General features: G+C 42.0%; 8 protein-coding genes. 6 read left to right on the top strand and 2 right to left on the bottom strand.

Annotated elements, in window-relative coordinates:
• Both B879_RS18715 and B879_RS18710 read left to right on the top strand, forming a co-directional pair.
• Window positions 1–2,096, top strand: a 2,096-nt coding sequence (locus B879_RS18715) for an alpha-glucuronidase family glycosyl hydrolase (RefSeq protein ID WP_040401197.1), incomplete at its 5' end; no start/stop codon positions are given.
• A gap of 1 nt (window position 2,097) precedes the next feature.
• Window positions 2,098–3,219 (top strand): endo-1,4-beta-xylanase, encoded by a 1,122-nt coding sequence (locus tag B879_RS18710; RefSeq protein ID WP_040401194.1) that lies wholly within the window; start codon window positions 2,098–2,100, stop codon window positions 3,217–3,219.
• A gap of 92 nt (window positions 3,220–3,311) precedes the next feature.
• Here B879_RS18710 and B879_RS18705 read toward each other — a convergent pair whose 3' ends face one another.
• Window positions 3,312–5,051 carry a M56 family metallopeptidase gene (locus B879_RS18705; protein WP_009186780.1) on the bottom strand — a complete coding sequence of 580 codons (1,740 nt, stop codon included), beginning with the start codon at window positions 5,049–5,051 and terminating at the stop codon, window positions 3,312–3,314.
• Window positions 5,048–5,419: a BlaI/MecI/CopY family transcriptional regulator gene (locus B879_RS18700; RefSeq protein WP_009186779.1), complete on the bottom strand. Its 372-nt coding sequence runs from the start codon at window positions 5,417–5,419 to the stop codon at window positions 5,048–5,050. Before B879_RS18700 ends, B879_RS18705 begins: the two co-directional genes overlap by 4 nt.
• Before the next feature lie 155 nt (window positions 5,420–5,574).
• Between B879_RS18700 and B879_RS18695 the strand changes: the two genes are divergently transcribed.
• The 4 genes from B879_RS18695 to B879_RS18680 form a co-directional block, all read left to right on the top strand.
• The gene (locus B879_RS18695; protein ID WP_009186778.1) at window positions 5,575–7,248 is read left to right on the top strand and encodes a formate--tetrahydrofolate ligase; all 1,674 of its coding nucleotides are present in this window, start codon (window positions 5,575–5,577) and stop codon (window positions 7,246–7,248) included.
• A gap of 99 nt (window positions 7,249–7,347) precedes the next feature.
• A complete protein-coding gene (locus tag B879_RS18690; RefSeq protein WP_009186777.1) occupies window positions 7,348–8,166 on the top strand; it encodes a copper resistance protein NlpE N-terminal domain-containing protein in 819 nt (272 codons plus the stop codon).
• A 75-nt stretch (window positions 8,167–8,241) separates the two neighbouring features.
• The gene (locus B879_RS18685) at window positions 8,242–10,146 is read left to right on the top strand and encodes a fumarate reductase/succinate dehydrogenase flavoprotein subunit (protein WP_009186776.1); all 1,905 of its coding nucleotides are present in this window, start codon (window positions 8,242–8,244) and stop codon (window positions 10,144–10,146) included.
• A gap of 1 nt (window position 10,147) precedes the next feature.
• A partial coding sequence (locus B879_RS18680; protein ID WP_040401191.1) for a succinate dehydrogenase/fumarate reductase iron-sulfur subunit occupies window positions 10,148–10,884 on the top strand: 737 nt, incomplete at its 3' end.

The following is a 10,884-nucleotide window of genomic DNA, read 5'->3' as shown; positions in this document are numbered from 1 at the left end:
TTTCATTTTCCAATGACGGATACAAACTCTGGCTTCAATACTTACCGTTTGAAAATAAGGCCATTACCCAATACTATGGAGATTACCTTGAAAACACCGTCGTTTTAGGAACATCTCCCACCCATAGGGTATTAAAAAAAGAATTAGAATTGGCTTTTTCAGGTTTTTTTGACCGACAAATGGAATCCATGAATCTGGAAAACAAAGCAGCTGCCCTGTTATGGATCGCAAAATTCGAAGATTTACCGGATCCGATCCAGTTAAGCTTAAAAGAAAAAGCAGACTTAATTGAAGAAGAGGGTTACCTACTTCAGTTTGAAAAAGGAAAAGTCATTGTTACTTCAAAATCAGACATTGGACTCCTCTATGGTACTTTTGCCCTTTTGAGAAAAATCCAAACAAGAGAAAAGTTAGAAGAATTAAGCGAAATAGAAAACCCGAAAATCCAAAAAAGACTTTTGAATCACTGGGACAACCTCAATAGAACTGTGGAAAGAGGTTATGCCGGTTTCAGCATCTGGAACTGGCACAGGTTGCCCCGTCACATTGACCAACAGTACATCGATTATGCCAGGGCCAATGCCTCCATTGGCATCAATGGTACTTCCATCACCAATGTCAATGCCAACGCCTTGGTCTTGACTCCAGAGTATTTGGAAAAAGCAGCAGCTTTGGCAGATGCTTTTAGACCATACGGCATCAAGGTGTACCTGACCGCAAGGTTCAATGCCCCTATGGTTCTGGACAACCTGCCTACCGCGGACCCGCTTGACCCTGAGGTCCAACAATGGTGGAAAGACAAAACCCGGGAAATTTACACTTATATCCCTGATTTCGGAGGATTCCTGGTCAAAGCCGATTCTGAAGGACAGCCTGGCCCACATAATTACGGAAGGACCCAAGCAGATGGCGCCAATATGTTGGCTGATGCAGTCCAACCCTTTGGAGGCATTGTCATGTGGCGGGCGTTTGTTTACAATGAACATACTCCCACAGACCGAATTAGGCAGGCTTATGATGAGTTCAAACCACTGGATGGCAAATTCAGGGAAAATGTCATCGTTCAGGTAAAAAATGGCCCCTTAGATTTTCAACCCAGGGAGCCTTTTCATCCGCTTTTTGGGGCTATGCCCGAAACGCCTTTGATGATGGAATTCCAGATCACAAAAGAATACTTGGGGCAGGATACCCACTGGGTCAATCTGGCCTCCATGTGGGAGGAAGTGCTTCAATCCGATACTTATGCGAAGGGTCCTGGAAGTACTGTCAGCAAAGTGTTGGATGGAAGCTTACATGATTACAAACTGACAGGTATAGCTGGTGTCTCCAACATTGGTACTGACAGAAATTGGACAGGGCATCAAACTGCTCAAGCAGATTGGTATGCCTTTGGGCAGTTGGCCTGGAACCCGGAGCAAAACATTGAAAAGATTGCAGAGGACTGGATCAGAATGACCTTTAGCAATGATACCGAAGTCATTAACACCATGAAAGGGATCATGTTGAATTCCTACGAGATCTTGGTCAACTACATGACTCCCCTGGGACTTCACCACATCATGGCCCGAAGTCATCACTGGGGACCCGGACCTTGGGTTACCGGAGGTGGAAGGGATGACTGGACAGCCACTTATTATCATAAAGCAAACAGCGACAGCATTGGTTTTGACAGGACTGAAACAGGAAGCAATGCATTGGCCCAATATGCCGCTGAATGGAAGGAGATTTGGGGAGATGCGGAAACCATTCCTTTGGAATTTTTGCTTTGGTTTCACAGGGTTCTATGGAATAAAAAACTTTCCACTGGAAACACCCTTTGGGATGAATTGGCAATTTCATACCAAAAAGGAGTAGAGGGGGCACGATGGATGCAACAAGAATGGAATAAATTAGAAGGATTAATAGATCCTGACAGGTTTAAGCATATTGCTTCTTTTCTCAAGATCCAAGTGAATGAAGCTGAATGGTGGAGAGATGCCTGCCTTTTGTATTTTGGACAGTATTCTAAAATGCCACTCCCTGAAGGTGTGGAAGCTCCAAAGCATGATCTGAACTACTACCTAAATTTTAAAAGAAACTTTGTCCCCGGAATATAAGATGAAGGCATCACTCAAATTAATTATGATCCTTGCAGGTATTTTGATCTGCCAACCTGTATTCAGCCAAGATAATGGTCTGAGGTTAAAAGAAATTTTCAAAGATGCATTTTATATCGGCACGGCCATCAGCTATCGACAGGCTTCCGGGGAAGAACAGCAAGCTTGGCCTTTGTTGGAAAAACATTTCAACAGCATCACTTCTGAAAACATGATGAAATGGGGTCCCATTCACCCAGAACCCGACAGGTACAACTTTGTATCCGCGGATCAATTTGTCGAGTTGGGCAAAAAAATGAACGCTTTTATCATCGGACATACCTTGGTCTGGCACCAGCAAACACCCAAATGGGTATATCAAAATGAGATGGGAGAATCACTCATGAAAGAGGCCCTTTTGGAGAGAATGGAAAAGCATATTGAAACACTGGTCGGCCGATACAAAGGCCAGGTGCATGGTTGGGATGTGGTAAATGAGGTGTTTGAGGATGATGGCAGCTATAGGGAGTCTGAATGGTATCAGATTACAGGAAGAGATTACATATTCAAAGCTTTTCAAAAAGTCCATGAAATGGACCCTGAGGCTGAACTGTATTACAATGATTACAACCTTTGGAAACCGGAAAAGAGAGAAGCTGCCATAGCCCTAGCTCAAGAGTTAAGAAAAAAAGGGTTAAGGGTAGATGGAATCGGCATGCAGGGACACTATATGTTGGATTCACCACCGGTGGAGATGATTGAGGCTTCCATCATAGCAATTTCAAATGCAGGCTTCAAAGTGATGGTGACTGAACTCGATGTGGATGTACTTCCCAGACCTCGGGCAAATGAGGGAGCGGACCTGAATAAAAACTATGCTTTGGATGAAAAATTCAACCCTTATACCACTGGTCTGTCAGAAAGTATAGCCGATAAATTTGCAAAACGCTACACGGATATTTTTTCGGTCTTCCTTAAACACCAGGACAAAATCAGTCGCATAACCTTCTGGGGACTGCATGACGGTGCTTCCTGGCTGAACAATTGGCCTGTACGTGGACGGACCAATTATCCTTTACTTTTTGACAGGAATTTTAAGGGAAAAGAGGAGGTTATCCAATCGATTTCACCCTCTAAATTTTAAAACTTATCCAGTTCGCACATGCTTCAGAACTGAATTGCTTGGATAGCGGATGTGCGTTATAAAAAAAATCTGAGTGGACACAACTTGACATATTAAAATGTCACACTTGGGAAACTAAAAACCTTACTTTGATTTTTATTATCCTTGAAAATGGAAATAGAAAACTGCTCTCCCGTGACATAATTCATAGTACTTCTCCTATTATCAAAATCTAACTCCTTAGTATCTATAGTCCTTAAATGATGAAAAATAGAAGCTTCAAAGTTTTTAGGAATAAATTCAGAAACTTTCCCATTTTCCATCATAATATAACGCAAAGCATAAAATACTTCAGCCTGGTCAGAATTCGGATATCGTGCGCTTATCCTTTGAATAGTTCTGGGTGTTTCAAAATATTTCTGATGATAAAAATCATGCGTCATCAATTTGATGGAATACTCCGGTTTCTTTAAAAACTTCTTGGGCGAGGTTTCCCTTACTTCAAAAAAGGCAAAGTCTGTGCGCTCATATTGATTCAATGTTTCAAAAGGTCGCTCCTTCTCATCAATGAACAACTCAACATTTTTGGTTTTCTTCCATAAATCAAAAACCTCTTCTTTGATTTCTTTCTTGTCAGGTGGAATGGAATAAGTGATTGTTGTGACCACTCTTGGATATTCTTTTTGTAACAAAAGCAATTGTTCATAGGTGACCTCGTCAAAGAAAGGAAAGTGAGAAATTTGATTTCGTTCTTCTTCATTCAGGTTAAAATAAACTTGACGTAAAGCTTCCAGGTTCAATTTTTGAAGCTCCAATACAAAAGGCTTCTCCTCAGAAAAGCCTTCTGAAAGTAATTTTTCAAATTTTTCTACTCCATCAGTTTCTTCAGAAATGAAAAACCCCAGATCGTTGCCTACCCTACTTGAAGTTAAGGTGAAAAATAAAAGCATAGCAAGGAAGAAGCTACCTAATTTCAAAAAGGTTAACCTCATCGGATGGGATACTTTTCCCATCATGATCAATCGTCTTTTTGTAATACGAAAGTTAAATGCACTACTCATGGCGTGGTAACCAAATATGTCAGAGACTTTGTTCAACAAGAGATACTGGTAAGAAACACGGTTTTCAAATTTCCTTAAGACATGTTCATCAGCCAAAAACTCATGATTGAGTTGTATAGCTTTTTTATACAAAATTAGCAAAGGATTAAACCAGAATATACACTTCAAAACTTCTACAAATAAGATGTCCCAACTGTGTTTCTGCCGGATATGGGCCAACTCATGCTCCAAAATTTCTGGCTCTATCCCTGAAGCTTGGTGTTGAGACCTTGAAACAAATAGGTAATTCAGGAAGGTAAAAGGCAGTAAATCTTCTTTTAGCAATACCAGTCTGTAGCTCCCCTTATCTATTTGGGAGTTGTTTTCGAGCAACTTTCGCATGCCAATCAATTGCAGCAAAAATCTGGTAGAAAACAGCATCAATCCGAAAAAGTAAATCGCAATTATAACCTGAACCCAGGATATTTTTGATTGGTTAACCTCTTTTTCTTGACTTCCAACCTGAGCTAAGCTTTTTTCTTGTACTTCTTTTAACTCTGTAGGTACCTTGGCTTCCTCCAAATCAACAATCGGTTGTTTCAGTTCCCATTGATTCCAAATTTGGTTGGATTTTTCCTGCACTGAAGGAATGACCTGAGGCATTGGAATAAAGGGTAAAGCAATGGAAAAGACCAAAGCGGTCAATAGGTAAAACCTGTTGAACTTGAAAATACTTTCCCGTGAAAGCAAAAAGTGATACATGCCATAAAATAAGCCCAAGGCAAGTGTCGATTTGATAAGAAATAGGATCATAGCTTCTTGGATTTAATTTGATCTTCAATAATGGATTTTAGCGACTCCAATTGCTCCTTACTCAAATTGGTTTCTTTAGTAAAAAAAGAGGCAAACTGTGAAGGAGAATCATTAAAAAAGTTCTTGATCAAATGATTCACCTTACCTGAGAAATACTCAGATTTTGAATACAATGGAAAGTATTCCCTCGAATTCCCATAGGTTTTAAAGCCCAAAGCCCCCTTATCCGTCAATCGCTTCAATAAAGTGGCTATTGTGGTCGTAGCAGGTTTAGGCTCAGGATAAGTCTCCAAAATATCCTTCATAAAGGCAGTCCCCTTTTCCCAAATAAAATTCATGAGCTGTTCTTCTGTCGCGGAAAGATTCATATTCTACTATTATAGAGTTTGTTCTACAAATGTAGAATAAATAATTTTCTAACCAAGTTTTTAAGTAAAAAAATCTTTATCATTAAAAACCCTGTCAAAAGTCAGGTTTTGTGGAGTTTAACTTCTCTATTTTCGCCTAACCCAAAAAAACCAATATGTATCGAACAGATCAAGAAATAGCCAGGGCATCCAAAATGCACCCTATTGCCCAAATTGCTGAGAAACTCGGAGTTCTTGAAGGGGACCTCAGGCCTTATGGAAAATATGTAGCCAAACTTCCTTTAAAATTGATTGACGAGGAAAAAATCAAGGGTAAGAAACTCATCTTGGTTACAGCCATCACCCCTACGAAAGCGGGAGAAGGCAAAACTACAGCGAGCATTGGATTGGCGGAAGGGTTGAATAAAATTGGCGTTAAGACGGTTGTGGTGATCAGGGAACCATCCCTCGGGCCTGTTTTTGGTATGAAAGGTGGTGCAGCAGGAGGTGGATATGCCCAAGTGCTCCCCATGGAATCCATCAACCTCCACTTTACAGGAGATTTTGCGGCAGTGGAAAAAGCCCATAATTTATTGGCTGCCCTTTTGGACAATCACATCCACAATCAAAAGAACACCTTAAATATAGATCCAAGAAAAATTGTCTGGAAAAGGGTGATGGACATGAATGAAAGGGCATTAAGGGATCTGGTTATTGGCTTGGGAGGCCCTGCTCAGGGAGTTCCCCGTGAATCCGGTTTTGACATCACAGCTGCCTCAGAAGTAATGGCTGCCCTTTGTCTTTCCAAGGACCTGATGGACCTAAAAGAAAAGCTGGGCAATATTATCGTCGGCTTCACTTATCAGGATGAACCGGTACGCGCCAATCAATTAAAGGCGCAAGGTGCCATGGCGGCATTGCTCAAACACACCATCATGCCCAATTTGGTACAGACCATCGAAGGCAATCCCGCCATTATACACGGTGGACCATTTGCCAATATCGCCCAAGGGTCCAATTCCATCATTGCCACTAAAATGGGGCTTTCCCTGGCCGATTATGTAGTCACTGAGGCTGGGTTTGCCTCAGACCTTGGTGGAGAGAAGTTTCTAAATCTGAAATGTCAATATGGCAATTTAAAACCGGACGTTGCAGTAGTAGTAGCTACCATCCGGGCATTGAAAAGCCATGCAGGGATTCCTTTTGATGAACTGAAAAACCCAGATCCAGAAGCAGTAAAAACCGGTTTGCCTAATCTGGAAAAACATATAGAAAACATGAAGCACTTCATGCTGGTACCGGTCGTGGCCATCAACCGTTTTGCTACAGACTCAGAGGAAGAGCTGCAAATTGTAAAAGACTTTTGCCAAAGCCAAGGAGCAAAAGTAGCACTCTGCGACGCTTGGGAAAAAGGTGGTGAAGGGGCTATAGACCTGGCCCATGAAGTAAAAAAAGCAGCAGAATCAGGGTTAAGCAATTTCACACCCCTTTATGATTTTCAATGGGGAATTGAACAAAAAATTGAAAGTATAGCCAGAAAAATTTATGGAGCTGGGGATGTAGAATACTCCGTGAAAGCCAAACAACAAATCAGGCTATTCGGAAAGATAGGCTTGGATAAATTACCTGTCTGCATAGCCAAAACACAATATTCTCTTTCCGACGACCCCAAATTGATCAATAAGCCTTCTGGTTTTACCATAAAAATCAGAGAGTTTGATATTGCCGCAGGTGCCGGTTTTATCGTGCCCATAGCAGGAACCATCATGAGAATGCCCGGCCTGCCTTCAAAACCAGCTGCAGAAAACATTGATATTGATGCAGATGGAAATATCACCGGCTTATTTTAGTTGAGATCAGATTTCGGATGTGAAAAAAATTGGTTAAATTAACTGTCAAATAGTTAACAGAAAAACACAAATTTCAACCTTAAACCAACAATCTGTTTTATGAAAACTTTTTCAAGTACACATTACCGATTTATTTTCATTCTACTTGTTGGAATGATGGCATGCTCCGGCAACAAAGACCAGTCTGAATCTTCGGATATGGCCGAAGCAGTTACATTAAGCGTCCCTGATATGGCACATAATAGCCGAAATAGCCTGGATTGGTTTGGGGTTTACAGAGGAACCACCCCCTGTGCAGATTGTGAAGGCATAGAAACAAGCATTACCTTAAAAAGGGATGGTACTTTCAAGCGCTCAATGAAATATCTCGGGAAGGATGAAAATTCCTTCTTTGATGAGGGGGAGTTTCAATGGAATGATGAGGGGAGCAAAGTGATCTTACCCGGAGAAGCTGGAATGCGTCAGATGTATCAAGTAGGTGAAAATGTACTTTTTCATTTGGACCAAGAAGGCAATCGGATAACCGGTGATTTGGCCAGTATGTACCGATTGGAAAAAAACAGGACGGACTACCTATTGGAAGATAAAAACTGGATATTGATTGAGTTAAGAGGGAAAGCCATTGAAAAGAAAGAAGAGCAAAAAGCAGGTCATATTTTATTCAATATGGAAACAGGTATGTTTTCTGGAAATAACACCTGTAACAATTTCTTCGGTCAATATGAATTGATGGAGGCCAATAGAATCAAATTTGGACAAGCTGGAAGCACACTAATGGCCTGTCCTGATATGGAAACCGAAAGGCTTTTCATGGAGGTGTTGAAGACCGCAGACAATTATAGCATTGCTGATGGAATTTTAAGCCTCAATAGGGCCAAAATGGCACCATTGGCCAGGTTTGAATTGTCAGACGAATAAAAAATTATCCACCTTAGGGGAATTTAAATGGAGGAGATCACGCTGTTTAATTTTCCCTTAGTTTTTTAAATAAAAATGCTGAATACCAAAGTACCCCCTGGGCCAATCGAAAACAAGTGGACCCAATACAAGGCAAAAGCCAAATTGATCAATCCCTCCAATAGAAGGAAGTATAAAGTAATTGTGGTAGGCACCGGACTTGCAGGTTCATCTATAGCAGCAAGTCTTTCCGAATTAGGGTTCCAAGTCGATGTTTTCACCTTTCACGAATCCCCGCGCCGTGCGCACAGCGTGGCCGCACAAGGAGGCATCAATGCTGCCAAAGACTACAAAAACGACGGAGACTCTGTCTGGAGGATGTTTTACGACACCGTCAAAGGCGGGGACTTCAGGTCAAGGGAAGCCAATGTATACAGAATGGCTGAATGCTCCTTAGCCCTTATTGACCAGGCAGTAGCGCAAGGTGTACCTTTCGCTAGAGAATACAGTGGCTATTTGAGCAACCGCTCTTTTGGGGGTGTACAGGTAAGCAGGACTTTTTACGCCCGAGGGCAAACTGGTCAGCAATTATTGCAAGGCGCCTATCAGGCCTTGATCCGTCAATCTGAAGTGGGGCAGGTAAAGTTACATGTCCGCCATGAAATGTTGGACCTGATTGTGGAAGAAGGTAAGGCTAAAGGGGTCATCAGTAGAAACCTGGATAATGGATCACTTGAAGCACATAGGGCTGATGCGGTGGTTTTAGCTTCCGGTGGATATGGAAAAATTTACTACTTATCCACTTTGGCCATGAATTGCAATGCTACGGCCATTTGGAGGGCACATTTGAAAGGTGCTTATTTCGCTGCACCAAGTTGGACCCAATTTCACCCCACGTCCCTTCCTCAAATGGGAGATTATCAATCCAAACTGACCCTGATGTCAGAATCACTCAGGAATGACGGAAGAATCTGGGTTCCTCTTAAAGCAGGAGATACCCGGGAACCTAATACTATCCCGGAATCAGAAAGAGATTATTATTTGGAAAGGAAGTATCCCTCTTATGGAAACTTAGCCCCCAGGGATATTTCCTCCCGGGCAGCAAAGGAGCAAATTGATAAAGGTCATGGGGTAGGGCCATTGAAAAATGCGGTCTATTTGGACTTTAAAGATGCTATCGAAAGGGAAGGCAAAGAGGTGATCAAAAAACGCTACGGTAATCTTTTCGACATGTACAAGAATATCACCGGCATAAATGCCTATGAAACACCTATGATGATTTCACCTTCAGCACATTTCTCTATGGGAGGATTATGGGTAGATTATGAATTGATGAGTAATCTGGAAGGCCTTTTTGTACTAGGTGAAGCAAATTTTGCGGATCATGGAGCCAATCGCCTTGGTGCCAATTCACTGCTTCAGGCCTGTGTGGATGGGTATTTTATCGCTCCCCACACCATCATGAATTACTTGGCCGGGTTGACGCCAAATACTAATAGCCCTTCCCAAGCAGGAGAAATGGCACTGCAAGCATGCCAGAACAGGATCAAAAAACTGTTGGAGATCAAAGGAAATAAAACTGCTGAGGAATTCCACAAAGCCTTAGGGAAAATCCTTTATCAAAAATGCGGCCTTTCCCGGGAGAAGCAACAGCTTTTAGAAGCCAAAGAAGAATTACAAGCTTTACAGCAACAGTTTTATCAAGAATTATTGATTCCTGGAAATGAGAATGAAATCAATTTCGAACTCGAGAAGGCCGGAAGAGTGGAAGATTACTTGGGTTTGGCACAATTGATCGTGGAAGATGCCCTACAAAGAGAAGAATCTTGCGGAGCCCATTTCAGGGTTGAGCATCAAACTGCAGAAGGGGAAGCCAAAAGAAATGATGCGGAGTTTGCTTATGTTTCTGCTTGGGAAAGCCTACCTGAAGGAAAAGTAGTCCTGCACAAAGAAAACCTGGAATTTGAAGCCATTCCACTCACAGAAAGAAGCTATAAATAACATGAAACTCACCTTACATATTTGGAGACAGAAAAGCGGAACTGCTAAAGGAAAGTTTGAAACATACTTTTTGGATGACTTGGACAGCCACATGTCTGTCCCCGAGATGCTGGATCATCTCAACGAAAAATTGATCAAAGAAGGCAAAGATCCTGTAGCCTTCGATTCTGACTGTAGAGAGGGAATTTGTGGGCAATGTGGCTTTGTCATCAACGGCCATATCCATAGTCCCGAAAAGCATGCCACCACTTGTCAAACACACCTCAGAAGTTTTAAAGACGGGGAAGTGCTTTACTTAGAACCCTTCCGGGCTAGAGCATTCCCTATCAAAAAGGATCTTTGCATAGACCGGACTGCCTTGGACAGGATCATTTCCAAAGGCGGTTATATCAGTGTCAATACTGGGCAGGCGCCAGAAGCAAACAGCATCTTGATCAATCATGATACGGCGGAAGCAGCTTTCGATGCAGCAGCTTGTATAGGTTGTGGAGCATGCGTAGCTTCCTGTAAAAATGCCAGTGCAGCCCTATTTACCGGGGCCAAAATTTCACACATGGCCATGCTGCCACAAGGTAAAATGGAAGCCGTAAAGCGTGTCAAAAACATGGTCGCACAAATGGATGCAGAAGGGTTTGGCTCTTGTACTTTTACCGGCGCATGTGAGGCAGTATGTCCTCAACATATTTCCATCTCTCATATTGTCACCATGAACAGGGAGTACTGGAAAGCATTAAAAAA

It is taken from the genome of Cecembia lonarensis LW9 (assembly GCF_000298295.1).
GTDB classification, from domain to species: Bacteria; Bacteroidota; Bacteroidia; order Cytophagales; family Cyclobacteriaceae; genus Cecembia; species Cecembia lonarensis.
This window is presented reverse-complemented; position numbering and strand designations above follow the sequence as displayed.

What these genes read in the sequence shown, in the direction of transcription:
- B879_RS18710 (WP_040401194.1), top strand. Translation starts at nt 2,098, where the DNA reads ATGAAGGCATCACTCAAATTAATTATGATCCTTGCAGGTATTTTGATC.
- B879_RS18705 (WP_009186780.1), bottom strand. Translation starts at nt 5,051, where the DNA reads ATGATCCTATTTCTTATCAAATCGACACTTGCCTTGGGCTTATTTTAT.
- B879_RS18700 (WP_009186779.1), bottom strand. Translation starts at nt 5,419, where the DNA reads ATGAATCTTTCCGCGACAGAAGAACAGCTCATGAATTTTATTTGGGAA.
- B879_RS18695 (WP_009186778.1), top strand. Translation starts at nt 5,575, where the DNA reads ATGTATCGAACAGATCAAGAAATAGCCAGGGCATCCAAAATGCACCCT.
- B879_RS18690 (WP_009186777.1), top strand. Translation starts at nt 7,348, where the DNA reads ATGAAAACTTTTTCAAGTACACATTACCGATTTATTTTCATTCTACTT.
- B879_RS18685 (WP_009186776.1), top strand. Translation starts at nt 8,242, where the DNA reads ATGCTGAATACCAAAGTACCCCCTGGGCCAATCGAAAACAAGTGGACC.